We start from the raw sequence: 22596 nt of genomic DNA on the forward strand, positions 1-22596 counted from the left end.
TGAGATGGATCGCGTTACGCAGCAAAACGCCACGCTGGTACAGGAATCTGCTAACGCGTCCGCATCACTGGAGCAGCAGGCCAGCAGCCTGTCATCCGCCGTGGCACGCTTTAAAACCGGTTCTCGCCCCGCGCTCGCCGTAGCGACAAAAATCGTGAAGCCTGCTGCCATCGCGCCAGTCCGTGCGGTGCCCGCCGTGAGCGGCAACAGTAACGAGAATTGGGAAACGTTTTAAGCCCAGTATCTAACGCAGTGGCGTGCCACGGATTAGTTCTATAGCAAGCCTGTGTGCGCTTTCATCGTCGGGGAGGCCTTCCGGCCTCCCAAAACACGCCGCACCCGCCCAAAATTTACGTCTTCAGCTTCGGGTCCAGCGCATCGCGCAATCCATCCCCCAGCAGATTAAACGCCAGTACGGTCAAGAAAATCGCCAGACTCGGGAATATCGCCACGTGCGGGGCAATCACCATATCGGCGCGCGCCTCGTTGAGCATCGCCCCCCACTCCGGTGTCGGTGGCTGCGCACCGAGCCCAAGAAACGACAGGCTCGCCGCGGTGATAATGGATGTGCCAATGCGCATGGTGAAATAGACCACAATGGAGGACACCGTACCGGGCAAGATGTGACGCATAATAATGGTCCAGTCTGATGCGCCAATGCTGCGAGCTGATTCAATAAAGGTTTGATGTTTCAGCACCAAGGTATTGCCTCGCACCAGACGCGCAAACGCCGGGATACTGAATATCGCCACCGCCACAATCACGTTACTCATGCCGCTGCCCATAATGGCTACCACCGCAATCGCCAGCAAGATGCCAGGAAAAGCGAACAGCACATCACAGATGCGCATGGTTACGCGGTCCCACCAGCCTTCGTAGTAGCCCGCCAGCAGGCCCAACACCGTCCCTATCAATGCCCCAATCGCCACCGAGAAGAAACCGGCAATCAATGAAATACGCGTCCCGACCAGCACACGACTAAAAATGTCGCGCCCTAACGAATCCACGCCAAACCAGTGCATCAGCGACGGGCCTTCATTGAGCCGGTCGTAATCAAAATAGTTTTCTGCATCAAAAGGGGCGATCCATGGCGCAATAAACGCCACCACAATTAACAGCAGCACAAATAAGCCCGCGATCATCGCCACATGTTGCTGACGAAAGCGACGCCAAAATTCGCGCCACGGCGTACGTACCCGGGTTTCCGTCATCATCGGCATGGTCTTCAATGCCGCTGCGCGTCGCCAGTTCTTCAATTGCGACTCCTTACCTGTAACGAATGGCCGGGTTGATTGCCGCGTACAACATATCGACAATCAGATTGATCAGAATAAATTCCAGTGAGAACAGCAGTACCTCGGCCTGAATCACCGGGTAATCGCGCATCTCTACGGAATCGACCAGCAACCGGCCCAAACCAGGCCAGTTGAACACCACTTCCACCACAATCGAGCCACCGAGCAGGAAACCAAACTGCAACCCCATCATGGTCACAACCGGGATCATCGCGTTGCGCAGACCGTGTTTGACCACCACCAAAGATTCACGCACCCCTTTCGCGCGGGCGGTGCGCATATAGTCTTCCTGCATCACCTCAACAAAGGAGGCGCGCGTAAAGCGTGCCATCACCGCAGCCACCGCGGCACCTAAGGTAATAGAGGGCAGAATGTAGTGTTTCCAGCTATCTGCGCCCACGGTCGGCAACCAGCCGAGTTCAACTGAGAACACCTGCATCAGCAGCATGCCAAGTGCAAAGGCCGGGAAGGAGATACCGGAAACGGCCAGCGTCATGCCAAGGCGATCGGGCCAGCGATTGCGCCACACCGCCGAGACAATGCCAATGGTCATGCCAAAAATCACCGCCCACACCATACTGGTGAGCGTCAGCCACAGCGTAGGGAAAAAGCGTGCGGCAATCTCTGAAGAGACCGGGCGTTTCGATACCATCGACTGGCCGAAATCCCCCTGCACCGCATTGAGAATAAAGTGCCAGAACTGCTGGATCAGCGGCTGATCGAGCCCCAGTTCCTGACGCACCAGTGCCACCACCGAAGCATCCGCTTCCGGGCCCGCAATCAGGCGCGCCGGATCGCCCGGCAGCAGGTGGACAAACAGAAAGACCAGCACCGCCACAATCAGCAGCGTGGGGATAAGCCCCAGTAATCGTTTGAGAAAATAGTTGAGCATGCGAAGTCCTGCGCAGCATCGGCCAGCCCCGCAAGGCTGGCCGCGTCTGTTACTTCAGATCCGCCTCATCAAAATTGAATGAGGTATCGGGCATAACGTAAAAACCGGTGAGGTTTTTATTGTTAGCAGAGAGCAGCTGCTCCACCACCAGCGGGATCCACGGATGGTCATTCCAGATGCGATCCTGTGCATCTTTATACAGGCTCGCCTTTTGCGCACGGTCAGTGGTTTTCAGTGCATCGCTGAGGTCTTTATCCACCTGCGGATTGCTGTAGAACGCCGTGTTAAAGATGGCTGGCGGCCATGACGTGGTGGCAAACAGTGGGGTCAGCGCCCAGTCAGCTTCGCCGGTTGATGCAGACCAGCCGGTGTAGAACATGCGCACACCGCTCTCTTTCTGCCCTTTGCTCTCGACTTCCGCCGCGCGCTGTCCCGCATCCATCGCCGTGACTTTCACTTTCACGCCAACCTGCGCCAGTTGCTGCTGCGTAAACTGCAACACTTTCTGCGCAGTGCTGTGGTTATGTGAAGACCAGAGCGTGGTTTCAAAGCCGTTCGGGAAGCCCGCTTCCTTCAGCAGCTCGCGCGCTTTTGCCGGATCGTATTTGATCGCCGGGTACGTCTGCGCAAAATCAATGGCTGGCGGCACAATGCCGGTGGCTGGGGTGGCATAGCCCGCAAACGCCACTTTCACCAGCGCTTCACGATTAATCGCGTACTCCAGCGCTTCACGCACTTTCGGGTTATCGAAAGGCTTCTGCGTCACGTTGAGGCTGATATAGCGCTGCATAATCGACGGCGTGGTCACCACATCGAGTTTGCTGTTACCTTGCAGCAACTTGGCCTGCTCAAAGGGCACCGGGAAAGCGAAAGTCGCTTCGCCCGTTTGCAACATCGCGGCACGGGTGTTGTTATCCACGACAGGACGGAAGGTGATGCTGTCCAGCTTCGGATAGCCCTTCTTCCAGTAACCATCCCACTTCTTCACTTTCACGAAGTCGGTCTGATTCCAGGTCACAAACTCATAGGGGCCGGTGCCCACCGGGTGGAAGCCGATGTCTTTGCCATATTTCTTCAGCGCGGTCGGGGAAATCATCACCGCTGCCGGGTGCGCCAGGTTGTTGATGAAGGCCGAGAACGGCTGCTTCAGCGTGATCTTCACCGTGGTCGGATCGACCGCTTCGGTGCTGGCGACATACTTAAACAGGTTGTAACGCTTGAGATGATTGTCCGGATTGCTGGCGCGGTCGATGTTGGCTTTAACCGCTTCCGCATTGAAATCCGTACCGTCCTGGAATTTCACCCCTGAACGCAGTTTGATGGTGTAGGTCAGGCCATCGCTGCTGGCTTGATAGCTCTCCGCCAGGACGTTTTGCAGCTTCATGTCTTTATCGAAGCCGAACAAGCCTTGATAGAAGGCTTTCGCGACAGACTGCGACAGCGTGTCGTTCGCGTCGTACGGGTCCATCGTGGTAAAGGTCGACGCCACAGCAATCACCGCGTCCTTTGCTGCCCACGCGGGCATCGCCAGCGCTGAACTCAACAAACCGGCGGTGATAACCCCTTTTCGCATAATGTGGTGCATTGTTATCGTTCTCCTGTAGTCCCTGTCTTGCGCGACATCGACCGATGACGCGGTTGCTTGCTGCTCAGGCGCCGCTAATGGCGTGTCGGGCCACAAAGTGTCCCGGTGCCACTTCCAGTAAAGGCGCCACTTCTGGCTCGTCACCCAATGGGCGAATTGGGCTGGGGATCTCATCCACCATCAGTGCCCGCTCACGGTGTCGATGCGCTGGATCGGCGACCGGCACCGCAGCCATCAGTTTCTTAGTATAGGGATGGCGCGGCTGCTCAAACACCGCCTGACGCGGCCCCATCTCCACAATCTGTCCGAGATACATCACTGCCACACGATGGCTGATGCGTTCGACCACCGCCATATCGTGTGAAATAAACAGGAAGGCAATGCCAAATTCGCGCTGCAAATCGAGCATCAAATTGATAATTTGCGCCTGGATAGAGACATCCAGTGCCGAGACTGACTCATCGGCAATCACCACTTTCGGATTCAGCGCTAGAGCACGGGCAATACAGATACGCTGACGCTGGCCACCGGAAAATTCGTGCGGATAACGTTGGGCATGTTCAGGCGACAAGCCGACACGTTCGAGCAGCCAGGCAACGCGTTTTTCCGCCTGGCGTCGATCCATGGTGTTATGCACCAGCAGCGGTTCCATGATGGAAAACCCGACGGTAAGACGCGGATCGAGTGAAGCGTAAGGGTCCTGGAAGATGAATTGAATATCGCGACGCAGCGAGGCCAGCGCGTGGCCCTGAAGTGCATCAATACGCTGACCGTTGAAGGTGATCGTGCCGCCCTGACTGGCGACCAGACGCAGCAGCGAGCGACCCGTGGTGGATTTCCCGCAGCCAGACTCGCCCACCAGCGCCAGTGTCTCTCCGGCATACAGATCAAAACTCACCTTCTCGACGGCATGCACGCGGCGTTTCACGCGGTTAAACAAACCGCTACGAATATCAAAGCGCGTGACTAAATCGCGCACCTGCAAAATCGGTGGCTCATCGCCGCGCACCGTATCTTGCGGTGTCGCAGGCTCTTCACGACCGTTGGTGTGCAACAGCGGGAATTTGGCGGGCAGCGGCTGACCGCTCATGGCGCCGAGTTTTGGTACTGCCGCCAACAGCGCTCGCGTGTAGGGCTGCTGAGGCGCATCGAACAACTGCTGTACTGGCGCACGTTCGACCACGTCACCGCGATACATCACCTGCACGCGGTCGGCCATTTCTGCCACCACGCCCATATCGTGAGTGATAAAAATCACCCCCATCTGCATCTCTTTTTGCAGCACGCGGATCAATTGCAGAATTTGCGCCTGAATGGTGACATCCAGCGCGGTGGTGGGTTCATCGGCGATGAGCAGTGCAGGTTTGCACGACAGCGCCATCGCGATCATCACGCGTTGCCGCATGCCGCCCGAAAGCTGATGCGGATAACGCGACAACACGTTGTGGGCTTCGGGAATGCGCACCAGATCCAGCATGCGGTGCGCTTCAGCCTGCGCCTGCTGATGACTTTTACCCTGATGCAGACGAATCGACTCCGCAATCTGCTCACCCACGGTGAAAACCGGGTTGAGTGAGGTCATCGGCTCCTGGAAAATCATCGCCATGTCGGCACCGCGCACTTTGCGCATTTGGCCGCTGCTAGCGCGCATCACGTCCAGCACCTCGCCGTTGCGACGCCGCAGGTGGATTTCGCCGCTGACGTCGCCGCCCGCCTGCTGAATCAGGCGCATCAGTGCCAGCGAGGTGACCGATTTACCGGAACCGGATTCACCAACCAGCGCCAGGGTTTCACCACGGTGCAGATCAAGCGACAGATTACGCACCGCTTCGGTGATGCGGCCTTCATGCTGAAAACGGACGTTGAGGTCACGCACCGCCAGAACTTGCTCAGGTGCCATCTGCTGCTGATGTTCTGTCATGCCTGCTCCTTAGCTGTCGCGGTAAATCGCTACCTCAACTTCGCCGCCGACATAAGCGAATCCGCGATACATTCCTTCGCTGTTAAACGGCAGCGCCACATTGCCGTGGCTGTCAACGGCGATCAGTCCGCCGCTGCCGTCCAGTTCCTGAATTTTGTCGTGAATCACGTTGGCGGTGGCTTGCTGCAATGAACGTCCCGCATATTCCATCTGCGCGGAGACGTCATACGCTGCCAGGGTGCGGATAAACACTTCGCCCGTGCCGGTACAAGATACCGCAACGGTTTCATTATTAGCGTAGCAGCCTGCGCCCACCAGCGGTGAGTCACCCACGCGCCCCGCCTGCTTATTGGTCATGCCCCCAGTCGAGGTGGCAGCCGCCAGATTACCCTGAAGATCGAGGGCCACTGCGCCCACCGTACCGAATTTGCGATCGGGATCGAGAGGATCATCGCTATGGCTTTGCGCCTCACCATCGTGATCGAGCACCATCTGCTGGCTGCTCAGCGCACGCTGTAACTGTTCCCAGCGCTCGGGGGTAGAGAAGAAATCAGGCTCAACCTGTTCCAGGCCTTGTTCAACGGCGAAGGCTTCTGCACCCGCGCCAATAAACAGCACGTGCGGGCTGTTTTCCAGCACCTTACGTGCCGCCAGTATCGGGTTTCGAATGTGGTTCACGCCCGCCACGGCCCCGACGTCGAGGGTACGGCCATCCATAATGCTGGCATCGAGTTCATGCGTGCCCTGATGGGTAAATACCGCACCTTTGCCTGCGTTGAACAGCGGGCACTCTTCCAGCAAACGCACCGCTTCGGTGACAGCATCCAGCGCGCTGCCACCCGTAGCGAGAATATGCTGACCAGCGGTAACGATTGCGTTTAACTGCTGACGATAGTGCTGCTCTTTTTCGGCGGTCATTGCGGCACGTGTAATCGCACCTGCCCCGCCGTGAATTGCGATAACTGCTTTAGCCATAACCGGTACCCTGTCAAGAAATCAGAAGCAAAAATACTGATTTAGAATGGTTTTCATCTTTTTTTGGCAATTTTCGACTATAGAAAGGCACTTCCAGCTTGTAAAGCAGAAAGTGTATCAGCGGTCATAACCTTTTAATGTGGATTATGCTTTTTTGTCGCATGTGACTCTGCGAGCAAATGCCACCATAATAGGCAGCATCTGAAATGACACTGCAGAGATGGATATGGAACCTTTCACCGCAGGATTAATCTCCCTCGAAGACGCGCAGCAAAAGATGCTGCAACAGCTTACCCCGATCAGTGATTGCCTGAGCGTCTCGCTGTTTGAAGCCGCGGGACGCATCACCGCTAAGCCGGTAAGTTCGCCGCTGGATGTGCCGCCTTTTGATAACTCAGCAATGGACGGCTATGCCGTGCGCCTGAGTGACTTGCAGCCAAACGTCGTGTTGCCGGTCGCCGGCAAAGCCTTTGCTGGCGCACCTTTCCATGGCGAGTGGCCTGCTGGCAGCGTGATTCGCATTATGACAGGCGCCCCGGTGCCTACAGGCTGCGATGCCGTGGTGATGCAGGAACAAACCGAGCAGCGTGATGGCGGCATCGTCATCACTGCAGACGTTAACCAGGGACAAAACATCCGCCGTATCGGCGAAGATATCCAGGCGGGCAAGCAGGTGTTGGATGCGGGTGTGCGCTTGGGTGCCGCCGAACTGCCACTGCTGGCTTCGCTGGGCATTGCGGAAGTGAGCGTGCTGCGCAAGCTGCGCGTGGCGATCTTCTCCACCGGCGATGAACTTCAGGCCGTGGGTCAGCCACTGGCTGAAGGGCAAATCTATGACACCAACCGCTTTACCGTATCACTGATGCTGAAAAAACTCGGCTGCGAAGTGATCGATCTCGGCGTGATTGCCGATGACCCCGCCGCATTGCGTCACGCGTTCAGTGAAGCCGATCGCCAGGCCGATGTGGTGATCAGTACCGGTGGCGTGTCCGTTGGCGAAGCCGATTTTACCAAAGCGATGCTGGAAGAGTTGGGTGCCATCACCTTCTGGAAACTCGCCATTAAGCCGGGCAAACCTTTTGCCTTTGGTCGTCTGGCAAATAGCTGGTTCTGCGGCTTACCGGGTAATCCGGTCTCGGCGGCGGTAACGTTCTATCAGTTAGTGCAACCTTTGTTGGCCACCCTGACCGGCCAGACCACGCGCATTATGCCACTGCGTCAACGCGCACGTGCCACGCAGCGGCTGAAGAAATCGCCAGGCCGTCTCGATTTTCAACGCGGTATTCTCAGCCGTGGCGAAGATGGCGTGCTGGAAGTGCGCAGCACCGGTGCGCAGGGGTCACACGTCTTCAGCTCCTTCGCCCTTGCAAACTGTTTCATCGTGCTGGAACGCGACAGTGGTGATGTTGAGGCCGGTGAATGGGTGGAGGTTGAAGCCTTTAACTCCCTGCTGGAGGGCTAATGAGCATTGCGCTGAGCGATGAAGAAATGCTGCGCTACAACCGTCAAATTGTACTGCGCGGCTTTGATTTCGAGGGCCAGGAGAAGCTGAAGGCTTCACGTGTGCTGATGGTCGGTTTAGGCGGACTGGGCTGTGCAGCAGCGCCCTATCTTGCCTCGGCGGGCGTTGGGCATCTTACCTTGCTCGATTTCGATACCGTCAGCCTGAGCAACCTACAGCGCCAGATTCTGCACAGCGATGCCACCGTGGGTCAGCCGAAAGTGGCATCTGCGCGTCAACAACTGGCAGCCATTAATCCACATTGCCAGCTGGAAGCGATCAATGCACAACTGGATGATGACTCGCTTAGTGCGTTGATAGCCCGCCATGATGCGGTGCTGGATTGCACCGATAACGTCATTACGCGTGAGCAGATCAACCGCGGGTGCTTCCAGCACAAGGTACCGCTGATCTCCGGTGCGGCCATTCGCATGGAAGGACAGCTCAGCGTATTCACCTGGCAGCCGGATGAACCCTGCTATCGCTGTATCAGCCGTTTGTTTGGCGATCAGACACTAAGCTGTGTGGAAGCGGGCGTGCTGGCACCGCTGGTCGGCGTGGTGGGCGCAATGCAAGCGCTGGAAGCCATTAAAGTGTTAACGGCGTGGGGCCAACCGGCCAAGGCAAGATTGCTGATGTACGATGCGATGAGTGCCGAGTTTCGCAGCCTGAAGGTGGCGCGGGATGTGCATTGTGAGGTATGTGGTAAAGAGAGTAGCGATGTAAATTAATTGAAGCGGCGCAATTTATTGCGCGTTGTCAGCATCCCTGCTGCATTAAACGCACGCGATAAATCACGCCGCAACAGATTTTAAGTCTGTTAAACAATACCCTGACTACGCAGATAATCTTCGTAGTTGCCGGTAAAGTCGACCACACGATCGCCTTTCATCTCCATCACGCGGGTGGCCAGTGAGCTGACAAACTCGCGGTCATGCGAAACGAAAATCAGCGTACCTTCGTACATCTCCAGCGCCATATTCAGGGATTCAATCGATTCCATATCCAGGTGGTTGGTCGGTTCATCCATGATCAAGATGTTCGGCTTCTGCATCATCAGCTTACCAAACAGCATACGGCCCTTCTCACCACCAGACAGTACCTTGGCGGGCTTCTTGATTTCATCATGACCAAACAGCAGACGCCCTAAAATACTGCGTACCGCTTGTTCGTCATCACCTTCCTGTTTCCACTGACTCATCCAGTCAAATACGCTCAGGTCATCGGCGAAATCTTCGGCATGATCCTGTGCATAATAACCAATACGCGCATTTTCAGACCATTTAACCGTACCATTCTCCGGGGTCAATTCACCGACTAACGTTTTCAGCAGTGTGGATTTACCGATACCGTTAGCACCGAGAATGGCGACCTTTTCACCCACTTCGATCATCAAGTTAAGTTTATTAAACAGTGGACCGTTATCAAAACCTTTAGTCAGTGCTTCCACTTCCAGCGCATTTCGGAACAGCTTCTTATCCTGATCAAAACGGATATACGGGTTCTGACGGCTTGAGGCTTTTACTTCATCCAGCTTGATTTTATCAATCTGCTTGGCGCGTGAGGTCGCCTGGCGTGATTTAGAGGCGTTGGCACTAAAACGGCTGACAAAGGATTGCAGATCGGCAATTTGCGCTTTTTTCTTCGCATTGTCTGCTAATAAACGCTCGCGCGCCTGAGTGGCGGCAGTCATATATTCGTCATAATTGCCTGGATACACGCGCAGTTCGCCGTAATCCAGATCCGCCATATGCGTACACACCATATTCAGGAAGTGACGGTCATGCGAAATGATGATCATGGTACTGTTACGTTCGTTCAGTACCTGCTCCAGCCAGCGAATAGTATCAATATCCAGGTTGTTCGTCGGTTCATCGAGCAACAAAATATCCGGATTAGAGAATAATGCCTGCGCCAACAGCACACGCAATTTCCAGCCTGGTGCGATTTCGCTCATCGGGCCGTAATGCTGTTCCACTGGAATGCCAACACCCAGTAATAATTCCCCCGCGCGTGACTCGGCACTGTAACCGTCCATTTCACCGTATTCGACTTCAAGGTCGGCCACTTTATAGCCTTCCTCTTCACTCATTTCCGGCAAAGCATATATACGGTCACGCTCTTGCTTCACCGCCCATAATTCCGTGTGCCCCATAATCACAGTATCCAGCACACTATATTGCTCAAATGCAAACTGGTCCTGACGCAACTTACCGATGCGTTCATTGGGATCAAGAGAAACATTTCCGTTGGTTGGAACCAGGTCTCCGCCCAGTATTTTCATAAAGGTCGATTTACCGCTGCCGTTCGCACCGATTAAACCGTAACGATTACCGCCGCCAAATTTAACGGAGATATTCTCAAACAGCGGCTTACTGCCGAACTGCATAGTGATATTGCTGGAAACTAACACGGCATTGACCTTTGTTACGCAGTGGAGGAAAAAACAGCGGGCATTATGCCAGAAACGAACACCGGGACGCCACCTTTGTGCCTGCTGGCAGTGCACCCGGAAACTGAACACCTTGTTGCCAATGGAGAAATAAAAAAGCCGAAGACGATGTCGTCTCCGGCTCCCACTGACAAGGAATGTGCAGATTATTTGATCAGGAAGCTGTCCAGGCTTTTACCTGAGTCCAGTGCTTTTTTAATCGCAGCTGGGGTACGGCCTTGGCCAGTCCATGATTTCTCTTCACCGTTTTCGTCGGTGTAAGAATATTTGGCTGGACGTGGTGCACGCTTCGCGCGTTTTTTACCGGTTTCCAAAGCGCCCAGTAATTCGTTTGGATCAATACCGTCAGCCAGCAGCATTTCGCGGTATTTAGACAGCTTCTCTTCTTTTTCGCGATTCTGTGCTTCTTCAGCATGCACTTCGTCACGACGCTCGGTCACAACGACAGTTAATTTTTCCAGAATCTCTTCCAGATCGGTCAATGGCAGTTCACGTGCTTGTGCACGTAATGTGCGAATGTTGTTCAGAACTTTAAATGCGTCACTCATCACAATGTCCTTGCTTAGGGGGGTAAATAAACTGTAGTGGCAAGATTACCCAATTCAAATAAAAAATAAATTAATTTATGCGAACGGATAATTCCGAACAGATTAACATATTCACTCACCCCAGCCTTAAACCCAACATGCGGCTTTAATTAACGGTGAATTAACAACGTGCATTTTGTGCCACCCACTGGAACAGGTACCGATTCCAGTCCTTATTCCCGGCTGATAAACAAGCATTTAGCCACTATTGCAGGCAGCAGCGAAAGTGAGCATAAAGGTAAAAAAAGATTAATGGTGTAAGCGAAAATCTATTTTCACAGGTGATTATTATATTAGTGGCAGTGAGAGGAGAATCTCGTTTTTCCGATCGCATGACGATAAAAAGCCGGTGCATGCACCGGCCTGGGGATAAAACCTGCAGTCTCAGGTTATAAGGTTTTCTTCACGGCAGGCGTCAAATGCGGTTGAGATTCTTCCTTTGATAGCCAGTCGTGCAAATAATGTTCGATCTGTTCCAGCGAACGATTGCGCGTTTCGGGTACACAGCGAATGACAAAAATGGCTCCCCCTATCCCTATCAGCGCAAAAATAAAGAATGCCCCTGATAAACCGACTGAAGCCAGCAGTATGGGGAACATCAGCGAGATAACGAAATTCGCTATCCACATCGCAAACACCGCACCGCCCATAAATATACCGCGCAAGCGAGTCGGAAAAATTTCAGACAGCAGCAGCCAGGTAACGGGCGACAACGCCCCTTGTTGAAAACTTAAAAACATCAACATGCCAAGCAAGACCATATAACTGCGCAGCACGTCCGGTTGACCCTGTACCGTTTCCGGCATCAAATAACTGACGGCGCCAATAAACACCAGACAGGCGGTGCAACCAAACTGACCCAACATGGTCATGGTACGGCGACCGATACGCCCCAGCAACCAGATGCCAACGAATGTCATTAATACCGAAATGACACCGTTGGCAATGGTAGCAATTAATGCCGCGTTATCGCTCATGCCCACCGCCTTTAACATCGTGGGCGCATAATACATGATGGTATTCACACCGGTTAATTGTTGAATCACGGCAATACCCACACCAATCAAAAACAATTTCATTAACCAGGGTTTACGTAATTCGCGCAAGCGCGGGCGGGCATCCTGCTGTTCTTCGGCTAACGTCTCTTCGATTTCTGTCAGCTCCCACTCCACATCTTGTTTAGCACGGGTACGCTCCAATACCTGTCGCGCCTCGGCCAGGCGCCCCTTCATCGCATACCAGCGCGGTGAGTCAGGCATAAACAGCATACCAAACCACAGCAGCACCGCCGGTACCGTTGCCACCGCCAGCATCCAGCGCCAGGTGGTGTCTCCGCCCCAGACCGCATTGAATCCGGCATTGGAGATGTACGCCAACATCTGACCAGAAACAATCATCAGCTCCTGCATGGTGACCAACTGCCCACGCTTATTCGCGGGCGCCATCTCTGCGATATATACCGGCACCGTGGCCGACGCGCCACCCACTGCCACACCTAATACCAGGCGGAAGAAAATCATCCATTCAACGTTAGGTGCTAACGCGGTACCGATTGCGCCCATCGCAAAGATGATCGCCAGTACCAGAATAATTTTTCTCCGCCCGGCAGCGGCAGCAAAGTGACCCGAAGCCAGCGCACCAAAGGCGGCACCAAACAGCAGGCTGCTCGTCACCAGCCCGGTGGTAAAGGGTGTCAGATGAAGATCGTCACCCATAAACAGCAGTGCGCCGGAAATCACGCCCGTGTCATAGCCGAACAGCAAGCCACCGAGGGTGGCAATCATTGCTATCACCTTCACAAAGGGTTCAGTGCGCGTACTGCTATTCGGCCCTGATGCCTTATTGGGGGTGAGATAGGTTTCCCGGGACATAACCAACTCCTTAACCTGTGAGAGAAGGTTTAAAAATAGATTATTTCATCCAATAGTAATAATTATGAAATTTAAATTTTGCGCGACAGGTCATAAACACGCGATCAACTTGCGATTAGTATCACAAAAATAGCCATCAGGAGTGGAAATTAGCGGAGATATGATCGGGTTGAATTTTACACAATCGATGAAAGGAAAATTTTTGTTCCGAATTGAACCGGGCGGCAACTCGCCGCCCATGTCGTTACGGAACGGTGGTGGCAGGACCGAACACCGAATATTCCGGCAGATTGACCTTCTGATAAGGTTCCCAGCCGCCGCCCAACGCTTTATACAGTGCAACTAAATCAAGCGCACTCTGCATCCGGGCTTGGGTTGACTGCGCCTGCGCCTGCGCCAACTGGCGCTGGGCATCCAGCACATCCAGGAAGGTCGAAATACCCTGCTTGTAACTATCACTGGCGAGGTCAAAGGCATGCTGCAGCGCCCCGGTGGTTTCATCCAGCGCCGTGACCTGTTGCTGATCGGCACGATAGCTCACCAGCGCGTTCTCCACATCCTGCAACGCAGTGAGCACCGTCTGGCGATAATCCAGTGCCGCACTCGCCTGCTGTGCACGTGCCAGTTTGACACTGGAAACTAAACGGCCGCCCTGGAAAATAGGGATCGAGAGTGAAGGACCAATGCTGTAGAAATGACTGCTCCAGTCATCAAGATAGCTGGCGTCGGTGTTACGCACGCCAAGTTGACCAGTGAGTGACAGGCTGGGGAACAGATCCGCCACCGATACGCCAATATTGGCCGTCTGCGCATGCAGATTGGCTTCCGCCTGGCGAATATCCGGTCTGCGCCGTGCCAGCGTTGATGGAATACCCACCGCCACCATCTTCGGCAATGCAGGCAGTGCTTTGCGGTTCATTAACTCGTTATCCAGCGTACCGGGCATTTTACCCAACAGCACTGCTAAGCCGTTCATTGCCTGCCGTTCTTGCGACTGATACTGCGGCAGTTGTGCATTCAGTGAAGACAATTGGGCACGCGCATTTTCCACGTCGGTCAGCGGCGCTAAACCATTGCGTTGCTGGCTCTGCGTCAACTCCCACGTCTGCTGCGCGACCTCAATCTGCTGCTGCAAGGTGTCGAGCACGGCCTGTGCACCGCGCAATTGCAGATACGCGCGCGCCACTTCCGCTTCCAGCGACACTAGCGCATCGTTGCGCTGCTCAATCGCCACCTGCTGCTGGGCATCTGCCGCTTCCATCTGACGGCGGACTTTACCCCATAAATCCAGTTCCCAACTGGCATCGAAGCTGCCCTGATAAAGCGTAATGGAGTGATCCAAACCGTTCAGCTGATTAGCCACATCACTATCAACCTGATCGTACACCCCGTTGGACTTCAACAGGCCTTTCAAACCCAGTTGCTGACGCGTCACTTTCGCCGAGCCATTCACTGAAGGGAAGAGCCCTCCGCGAGCCTGCGCCAGCTGTTCGCGTGCTCCGGCAATGCGCAGCACCGATTGCTGCAAGGTCAAATTGCCGGCAATAGCACGTTCAATCAGGCTATCCAACTGTGGATCGTTAAAGTTTTTCCACCACAGTGGTTGAGTCGCTGACGACAGCGGCCTGGACGCTTCCTGTGAAGACAAGTCACGATAGCTGCCCGGCGTCTGCGCATGGGGAGGCTGATAATCAGGCCCCACGGCACAGCCCGCCAGCATTAATGTCAGTGCCATAAGGCTCAAGCGCGGAGAGATGATCATTCTAGTGTGCTCCTGCACTGCCTTCGCTCTTGATCGGCGAAAGCAACCAACAAAAAGGAATCAACAGCAGGGCCACGATACTCAGGCCCATAAAGACATCGATGTAAGCCAAAATACGCGCCTGGGCAATCATCTCTTTATACAGTTGTCCCGTGGCCAGCGTCAGCGGATCGCCCACCGCCGTAGTGAAATCTCGGATCGCCTGCGCCCAATGCTGCAAGGTGAGATTGAACGGCTCATTGAGCGGGGTCATGTTATGGATCATGCTGGCCGAGCGCGCCTGCATTCGCTCGGTAATCCCCGCCGTGGCCAGTGAAATGCCAATCGATCCCGCCACGTTACGGAACATGGTAAACAGCGCCGCCGCATCCGCATTTAACCGCTGCGGCACGGTGATAAAGGCGATGGTGGTTAACGGCACAAACAGGAAACCGAGCCCGATGGACTGTGCACTGCGCATCATCACCAGCGTGGTGAAGTCCACGTTCGGAGTCAGCGTGGTGGAATAGAAGAAGGCGCAGGCGAGGCAAGTGAAACCAAATGCGATGATGTAGCGTGTTTGCACAATCGGCATCAGCTTCAGCACCAGCGGAATGGTGAGCACGATCAATACCGCACCTGGAGAGAGCACCAGACCGGACCAGGTGGCGGTATAGCCCAGATCCTGCTGCGCCAGCTGAGGCAACACCACTGAACTGCCGTAGAGGATCATCGCCATTCCGGCCATCAGCAAACCCGCGACCCAGAAGTTGCGGTCCTTCATTACCGTGATATCCACCACCGGTCTGCGTGCATACAGCAGCCAGTAAACCGCGCCCACTATACCAATCACCGCGAGCATGGCGAACAGACGAATAAAGTGCGAGGCGAACCAATCGGCATCCTCCCCGCGATCGAGGAACACCTGCAAACAGCCGAGGCCCAGCGTGATTAAACTAATGCCGATGTAGTCGATTTTCAGGCGACCTTTTTCCCATTTACGCTCCCATGGCGGATCTTCCAGCAGCTGATAAATCGCCAGCACCGTCAAAATCCCCACCGGGATGTTAATGAAGAACACCCAACGCCAACTGTAGTTATCAGTGATCCAGCCGCCCAGCGTAGGGCCGATCACCGGCGCGACGATGATTGCAATGGAAGAGAGGCCAAACGCTTTCCCGCGATCTTCCGCCTTAAAGTAGTCCAGCAACACTGACTGTTGAACGGGCTGTAAACCGCCGCCGAAAAAGCCCTGTAACACTCGGAACAGAATGATCTGCCAGAGTTCGGTGGCGATGCCGCACAGGAACGAGCAAATGGTGAACATCACAATACAAATCAGGAAAAACGTTTTGCGACCAAACAGGCGGGTAAAGAAGGCAGAGATGGGCAGCACGATACCGTTGGCGACCAAATAGGAAGTGAGCACCCACGTAGATTCGTCGTAGCTGGAAGAGAGCGAACCAGCAATATGTGGCAGCGCAACGTTAACGATAGTGGTGTCAAGGATCTCCATAAACACCGCCAGCGTCACCGTAATCGCGACCAGCCACGGATTGCTGGCCGGACGCCAGCTTTCGCTCGCACTCATTCTACCGTGACCTTGGGCTCAACCGACAGGCCAAGCGGCAATGGATGATTAGGATCCAACCCTTTATCAATCACGATTTTCACCGGCACGCGCTGCACAATTTTCACGTAGTTACCGGTGGCATTTTCCGCGGGGAAGGTCGAGAAACGCGATCCCGAGCCCATCTGAATACTGTCCACGTGCCCTTCCAGTTTCATATCTGGCCAGGCATCAATGCTGATATCCACTTTGTCACCCGGGTTCATGCGCGCCAGCTGGGACTCTTTAAAGTTGGCATTGATCCAGATATCCGGAGACACCAGAGAGAACAGCGCGGTGCCTGCCTGCACCAGGGTGCCAACCTGCACATTGCGTTTGGTGACGAAACCATCGTATGGCGCGCGCACTTCGGTATAAGAGAGGTTCAATACAGCGGTATTGAGCTGCGCCTGTGCCTGTTCAACCTGTTGCTGACGGGCCTCCACGTTGGTTTCCTGCTGGCGAATTTGCAGCTGGACCTGAGAAGCGACCTCCACTTGTGCTTTAGCACTCTGTAATTGTGCTTCAGCAGAACGCAGTTGAGCGGCAGCGGTATCAATATTGCGCTGTGAAGTGGCGCGCGGATCCACGCCACGCTGACGACGATAATCCGCCTGAGCATTCAGTAAATTAGCCTGCGCTTTGGCTTGATCGGCTAACGCCTGATCGCGCTGAGCCGGGTATTGCACCCGAGAAAGCGCCAGCTGCGCCTGGGCTTGATGGAGTTGCGCTTTGGCCAGCCCCAGCTGAGCTTGCGCCTGATCGCGCTGGGCAGCATTATCGCGAGGATCAATCTCTACCAGCAAATCGCCCTTCTTCACCCGCTGATTATCGTTCACCAGCAGTTTGACCACAAAACCGGCCGCTTTAGGAGAGATGGTAACCGCATCACCTTCGGTGAAAGCATCATCTGTGGTTTCAATGTTGCGGGTGGAGAACCAGAACCACAATCCCACCAGCAGCATGATGACCACCACAATGGCGAGAATAATCAGTGGCTTTTTGCCGGGGCGTTTACGTTGCGGTTCGTTGTTGTCTTGATTACTGTCTGAAGCGTGCTGCGCATCCTGCTGCTCGCGAGCGGGCGGCTGATTTTGATTATCACTCATAGGTTATCATCGCTGGCTGTGATCCCGATCCACGGGCAAAAACGGTCAACTTAACCTTAGATCGAAAATTGACAAATTCCAGTACAACTTTACAGAAGCCAACAAAACACGCATTAATTGCCACTCACTGCGATAACGCGCTGAAAAATCAACGCGTCAGCCCGGTTAGCAGCACAATAATGTCGGTTTAATTCAGCCACTGGAGCAACAGCCAGCCCCACAGCATCGACCACGCCAGCATCGGTAAAGAAAACAGATGGAAACGCCACCAGACGCGCGCATCCTGTGCCATCCGCAGCGCGATGAGATTGGCCAACGAACCCGGCAACAGACCGAAACCACCAATGTTTACCGCCCAGGCGAACACATCGGATGGAGGCACTTTCTGTAACAGCAAAATGGTCGCCGGAACGTTACTGATCACCTGCGACAGGCCAATCGCCAGCAGATATAACCCGCCCTCTCCCAACTGACTGATAGCAGCGAAATGCGGTTGCAGTAACGGCAGATGCATCAATAAAAAGACATCGATAAACATCGCCACAAACACCAGTAGCAGGCTCCAGTCGATACTGGCTAAGACCTTACGTGCCATCACTAAAAAGCAGGCGGCGACCAGCAGCAACGCCCAGCCCGTCATTTTCAATTCCAGTGCCACGATAAACACCACATAGAGCAACACGCTGACGAAAAACAGCGGCTTTTGCCACTGATGCGCGGCGCTTTGTGCATGCTTTTCAATAAGCCGGGCGGGGAAACTCCACCAGGTGAGCGCCATTAAGGTGATCATTAAAAACGCAGCCAGCGGAGCCATTTGCAGCATGAAGCCTGACACACTCAAAGTGCCGTGACTCCACAGCAAAATATTTTGCGGATTGCCGACTGGCGTCAGCAGCGATCCCGCATTCACGGCGAGCGCCTCAAAAATAATCAGGCGGGAAATCGGTAAGCGTGAAAATTTACGCAGCGTCAATGTCAGCGGCACCAAAATAAACAGTGCGACATCATTGGTCAAAAAGGTGGAGAGTAAAGCGGCCGCACACACCATAAACAGCGCCAGCGTGCGCTCATGCTGAAAGCGCTGAATCAGGCGTGCACCAAGCACATCAAAGTAGCCGCTGTTCTCCAGCCCTTTGGTTAGCATCAATAAACCGGTGAGCGTCATGATGGTGTGCCAGTCAACAGCGGCTGGCAGTTGCGGCCAGCGAAAATCGGCCAGCGGCAACAGCACCACACCCAACAGCAACAACAAATGCAAAATACGATCACGCATTAAGGAACGAAGCACGATGGGCATGATGGCGAAAAGCCTTGTAGGTTAGCGACTCTCGTAAAACTGCTTGAAAACGGCCAGGGTTTCATCACTGACGTGATGCTCAAGACCTTCAGAATCTCGGCGGGCGGTTTCCGGGCTGACACCCAGAGCCAACAGAAAGGTTTCAACAATATGGTGGCGAACGCGGCTCGCTTCGGCCAGCTTCTCACCTTCCGCTGTGAGGAATACACCGCGATACGGCACCTGTTCAACCAAACCGGTGGTGCCCAGACGCTTCAGCATTTTGGCTACCGTAGGTTGAGAAACGCCTAAACGTGCAGCCATATCCACCTGACGGGCTTCACCAAATTCACGAATCAAATCAGAGATTAACTCGACGTAGTCATCAATAAGTTCACGTCGATGCGCTTCGCGCACCTGGCGAAATCCTTCGACATGCTCCTCGATATCTTTAAGCGGCCCCTGGGGCGTATTGTTAGCGCTCTTTGCACGACGACTCATTCAGCTTCCTCTTTATTATCTGCCGCACTTTAACTGCGGTGCGGGCCTGGCTGCGCTCATTGTAAACCAGGCACAAATAAGCACAAATTTTTCCTAAATAGTGTTGGCTAAAGAGTATAGCCAGTGCTATCTTTGTTCGTAATGTAAGCGAATAGCTTATTAAGGAGGCAAAGATGAACGAACCCTATCTGCTGCTGCTCCTTTTCCTGCTGTTTATTGCAGGCTTATGCTTACTGTTACGATGTCATTCTTTCGGGAGGTAAACATGACCACCATGAAAAACTGCCTCGACTGCGGCAAATGCTTCCAGGCTGAACAAAGCAAACCGGCTTTTGAACTGAAGTCATTACTGTGCCTCTTCAGCCGTTCACCGTTTGCACTGCGTCTGATGCTGATTGAAAAGCTGACGGGCAAACAGCTGGTTGAGCGCCCTTGCCCGAATTTAATCTGGCGCGGTTAACGCCGGTTTAAATCTCCTCTTGGGATCCGTTTTCATACGGATCCTCTGCACGATCTCACATTTTGTTACCTTTTTAGTCCCACTCTTTCTATTGTTATTGAACGAAAGCTATACCCCCATTTCTTCTATGGCTGAATCGCTTCAGGTTGTACACCCCTCTTTTCTTCAACATTGCTTAAACGGTTAGGCTGCTAACATTTAGCTTGCAACCTATTATGACAGCTGATTAATCTCCTCATAACAAAAAATTACATACTTATAACAAAACTAACCCAGGGTGGGTTTTCTTAAGGAAGATCAGCAATGTCACTAAAAAAGCCTGAAGAGCAACCATCGGGCCGGAGACGATTTTTGCAAAAATCGCTCTCGCTCATTCCTCTCGCCGCCGCAGCCAGTACCGGTGTGGTGTCACTCTCCTCCCCCGCTGCCGACAAACCGCAAGGTGTGTTATCAGACTATGTTCCTGCCTACTTCAATGACAAAGAGTGGAAATTCCTGCTCGCCGCGTTGGATCGCCTGATCCCCGCCGATGCCAATGGCCCCGGTGCCGTGAGCGAAGGCGTACAGGTGTTTATTGATAAGCAAATGGAACTGCCCTACGGCTATGGACGCCTGTGGTACATGCAAGGCCCGTTTGCCGATGCCATCCCAGAGATGGGTTACCAGTCGCATTTAGTCCCACGCGATACCTATCGTTTAGGGATTGCGATGGCTGACCAACATTGTCAGCAGCAGTATCAGAAGGATTTTTATCAGCTGGAAACCGCGCAGCAGGAAGAGGTATTGCGCGCGCTGGAAGCCGACAAACTGCGTAACGATGCCATTCACGGCAAGCTGTTTTTCGAGCAACTGCTGGAGAACGCCAAAGAGGGTTATCTCGCCGATCCGATTCACGGCGGCAACCAGACGCTGGCCTCGTGGAAAATGATTGGTTTTCCCGGTGCACGTGCGGACTTCGTCGATACCGTACAACAGCCGAATAAACCCTATCCGCTTGGCCCAGTCAGTATTTCCAGCAAAAGGAGCGTGTAATGGCAGCAGTAAAAAAAGCGCCCGTCGATGTCGTGATCGTCGGGTTTGGCTGGACCGGCTCGCTGATGGCGATGGAACTGGCCAGCTCTGGTTTGAATATTGTGGCACTGGAACGCGGCGAAAATCGCGATACCTACCCTGACTTCTCTTATCCGCGCATCGCGGATGAACTCACTTACGGCATCCGTTTAAAACTGTTCCAGAATGCCTCGAAAGAGACGGTCACGGTGCGCCACACTACTCAGGAAACCGCGCTGCCTTATCGCCGCTTTGGTTCTTTCCTGCCCGGTGATGGTGTGGGCGGTGCAGGCACCCACTGGAATGGCCAGCTGTGGCGTCCGCTGGAAGCCGATCTGAAAATGCGCAGCACCGTGATTGAAAAATACGGCGCGGATTTCATCCCTAAAGACATGACGGTACAGGATTATCCGTTCACCTATGATGAAATGGAGCCGTACTTCGACAAGTTCGAAAAAATCTGCGGCGCGGCCGGTCAGGTGGGTAACCTGAATGGTGAGAAAGTCGAAGGCGGTAACCCTTTTGAATCCCCGCGTAAAAATGGCTACCCGACCAAACCGCTGGAGACCCTGTATGCCGGCGAGCTGTTCTCCAAAGCAGTGAAACAGCTGGGATATCATCCCTTCGAATGCCCGGCGGCCAACTGTACCGAAGCCTGGACCAACCCTTACAACGTACAACTTGGCGTCTGTAACTACTGCGGTTACTGCGAACGCTTTGGCTGCTTCAACTACTCTAAGGGTTCACCACAGAGCTGCGTCATCCCCGCGCTCAAACCCTTTAGCAATTTCGAGCTGCGCACTCAGGCACACGTGATTCGCGTGAATACCGACAGCAGTGGCAAGAAAGCCACGGGCGTCACATATATCGATGCGCAGGGCAATGAAGTCGAACAACCGGCCGACCTGGTGATCCTCAGCGCCTTCCAGCTGCATAATGTAAGACTGCTGCTGTTGTCGAAAATCGGCAAGCCTTACGATCCGCAAACCGGTGACGGTGTGGTGGGCAGAAACTACGCCTATCAGATGACCGGTGGCATCAAGCTGTTCTATGACAACGACAACTGGTTCAATCCGTTTGCCGCGACCGGCGCTACTTCAACCGTGATCGACGATTTCAACGCCGAGAACTTTGACCACAGTAAAGTCGGCTTTGTCGGCGGTGCCACCATCTCCGCCGCCTTCTCTGGTGGTCGCCCGATTCAGCAGATGGGCATTCCTAAAGATGCGCCACGCTGGGGCTCAGGCTGGAAGCAGGCCATCAAAGATAACTATCTGCACAACATGAACGTCGGTTCGTCCGGCTCCGTGATGCCTTACAAGCAGTGCTATCTCGATCTTGACCCCACCTACCGTGATATCTACGGTCAGCCTCTGCTGCGCATGACGTTCGACTGGCAGCAAAACGAACTGAAGATGACCAACTTCATCAAGGATAAAGCGGAAGAGATCGTCAAGGTGATGAATCCGAAGCACTACGAAGTGGGATTCAAGACGCTCAACAGCCATTACGATGTGCGTCCTTATCAATCCACGCACACCACGGGTGGTGCGGTAATGGGTGACGATCCGCGTACCAGCGTGGTGAACAAATACCTGCAGAGTTGGGATGTGCCGAATCTGTTTGTGACCGGTGCCTGCTGCTTCCCGCAAAACCTGGCGTACAACCCCACCGGGATTGTGTGTGCCACCGCACTGTTCGCGGCGGATGCGATTCGCAACCGCTACCTTGCTAACCCCGGCCCGCTGGTTCAGGCCTGATAAGGAGCGTC

Annotated in this window: 18 protein-coding genes and 1 pseudogene; 6 read left to right on the top strand and 13 right to left on the bottom strand. The window is 54.1% G+C overall.

Features of this window, described 5'->3' with window-relative positions:
• A pseudogene (locus tag PSSD_RS11160) lies at positions 1–235 on the top strand (methyl-accepting chemotaxis protein II); the annotation flags it as partial.
• Positions 236–350: 115 nt separating this feature from the next.
• On the opposite strand, the gene gsiD reads toward PSSD_RS11160, so the two are convergent.
• From gsiD to PSSD_RS11185, 5 genes are all read right to left on the bottom strand, one after another.
• Positions 351–1256 carry a glutathione ABC transporter permease GsiD gene (gsiD, locus tag PSSD_RS11165; protein ID WP_039336396.1) on the bottom strand — a complete coding sequence of 302 codons (906 nt, stop codon included), beginning with the start codon at positions 1254–1256 and terminating at the stop codon, positions 351–353.
• A gap of 10 nt (positions 1257–1266) precedes the next feature.
• On the bottom strand, positions 1267–2187 hold the full coding sequence (gene gsiC / locus PSSD_RS11170) for a glutathione ABC transporter permease GsiC (RefSeq protein ID WP_039336398.1): 921 nt from the start codon (positions 2185–2187) through the stop codon (positions 1267–1269).
• A gap of 49 nt (positions 2188–2236) precedes the next feature.
• A complete protein-coding gene (gsiB, locus tag PSSD_RS11175; protein ID WP_058972284.1) occupies positions 2237–3772 on the bottom strand; it encodes a glutathione ABC transporter substrate-binding protein GsiB in 1536 nt (511 codons plus the stop codon).
• Positions 3773–3836: 64 nt separating this feature from the next.
• Positions 3837–5693: a glutathione ABC transporter ATP-binding protein GsiA gene (gene gsiA, locus PSSD_RS11180; protein WP_058972285.1), complete on the bottom strand. Its 1857-nt coding sequence runs from the start codon at positions 5691–5693 to the stop codon at positions 3837–3839.
• A 9-nt stretch (positions 5694–5702) separates the two neighbouring features.
• Positions 5703–6668 (bottom strand): isoaspartyl peptidase/L-asparaginase family protein, encoded by a 966-nt coding sequence (locus PSSD_RS11185; protein WP_058972286.1) that lies wholly within the window; start codon positions 6666–6668, stop codon positions 5703–5705.
• Positions 6669–6894: 226 nt separating this feature from the next.
• Between PSSD_RS11185 and moeA the strand changes: the two genes are divergently transcribed.
• Complete coding sequence (gene moeA, locus PSSD_RS11190; RefSeq protein ID WP_304949826.1) at positions 6895–8130, top strand: molybdopterin molybdotransferase MoeA; 1236 nt, start codon at positions 6895–6897, stop codon at positions 8128–8130.
• Complete coding sequence (gene moeB / locus PSSD_RS11195) at positions 8130–8900, top strand: molybdopterin-synthase adenylyltransferase MoeB (protein WP_058972288.1); 771 nt, start codon at positions 8130–8132, stop codon at positions 8898–8900. Before moeA ends, moeB begins: the two co-directional genes overlap by 1 nt.
• Positions 8901–8989: 89 nt before the next feature.
• Here moeB and PSSD_RS11200 read toward each other — a convergent pair whose 3' ends face one another.
• From PSSD_RS11200 to mntR, 8 genes are all read right to left on the bottom strand, one after another.
• Complete coding sequence (locus PSSD_RS11200) at positions 8990–10582, bottom strand: ABC-F family ATPase (RefSeq protein WP_058972289.1); 1593 nt, start codon at positions 10580–10582, stop codon at positions 8990–8992.
• Positions 10583–10767: 185 nt separating this feature from the next.
• A complete protein-coding gene (locus PSSD_RS11205; protein WP_034820857.1) occupies positions 10768–11169 on the bottom strand; it encodes an H-NS family histone-like protein in 402 nt (133 codons plus the stop codon).
• Positions 11170–11597: 428 nt separating this feature from the next.
• Positions 11598–13079 carry a sugar porter family MFS transporter gene (locus tag PSSD_RS11210; protein ID WP_058972290.1) on the bottom strand — a complete coding sequence of 494 codons (1482 nt, stop codon included), beginning with the start codon at positions 13077–13079 and terminating at the stop codon, positions 11598–11600.
• Between the two features lie 244 nt (positions 13080–13323).
• Entirely contained in the window at positions 13324–14841 is a 1518-nt protein-coding gene (locus PSSD_RS11215; RefSeq protein ID WP_058972291.1) for an efflux transporter outer membrane subunit, read from the bottom strand.
• 1 nt (position 14842) lies between these two features.
• Positions 14843–16411 (bottom strand): DHA2 family efflux MFS transporter permease subunit, encoded by a 1569-nt coding sequence (locus tag PSSD_RS11220; protein ID WP_058972292.1) that lies wholly within the window; start codon positions 16409–16411, stop codon positions 14843–14845.
• Complete coding sequence (locus PSSD_RS11225) at positions 16408–17538, bottom strand: HlyD family secretion protein (protein WP_058972293.1); 1131 nt, start codon at positions 17536–17538, stop codon at positions 16408–16410. Before PSSD_RS11225 ends, PSSD_RS11220 begins: the two co-directional genes overlap by 4 nt.
• Positions 17539–17725: 187 nt before the next feature.
• Positions 17726–18835 (bottom strand): SLC13 family permease, encoded by a 1110-nt coding sequence (locus PSSD_RS11230; RefSeq protein WP_058972294.1) that lies wholly within the window; start codon positions 18833–18835, stop codon positions 17726–17728.
• A gap of 21 nt (positions 18836–18856) precedes the next feature.
• Positions 18857–19315, bottom strand: a complete 459-nt coding sequence (mntR, locus tag PSSD_RS11235; RefSeq protein ID WP_039336423.1) for a manganese-binding transcriptional regulator MntR — start codon at positions 19313–19315, stop codon at positions 18857–18859.
• Between the two features lie 265 nt (positions 19316–19580).
• Here mntR and PSSD_RS11240 point away from each other — a divergent pair, with 265 nt between their 5' ends.
• The 3 genes from PSSD_RS11240 (at position 19581) to PSSD_RS11250 (ending at position 22585) form a co-directional block, all read left to right on the top strand.
• Positions 19581–19775, top strand: coding sequence for a hypothetical protein (locus PSSD_RS11240; protein WP_058972295.1), 195 nt, complete (start codon positions 19581–19583; stop codon positions 19773–19775).
• Positions 19776–20078: 303 nt separating this feature from the next.
• The gene (locus PSSD_RS11245; RefSeq protein WP_039336428.1) at positions 20079–20807 is read left to right on the top strand and encodes a gluconate 2-dehydrogenase subunit 3 family protein; all 729 of its coding nucleotides are present in this window, start codon (positions 20079–20081) and stop codon (positions 20805–20807) included.
• Positions 20807–22585 (top strand): GMC family oxidoreductase, encoded by a 1779-nt coding sequence (locus PSSD_RS11250; protein WP_058972296.1) that lies wholly within the window; start codon positions 20807–20809, stop codon positions 22583–22585. The genes PSSD_RS11245 and PSSD_RS11250 overlap by 1 nt, the downstream gene beginning before the upstream one ends.
• The last annotated feature ends 11 nt before the right edge of the window (positions 22586–22596 follow it).

It is taken from the genome of Type-D symbiont of Plautia stali (genome assembly GCF_001485335.1).
Classification (GTDB): domain Bacteria; phylum Pseudomonadota; class Gammaproteobacteria; order Enterobacterales; family Enterobacteriaceae; genus Pantoea; species Pantoea vagans_C.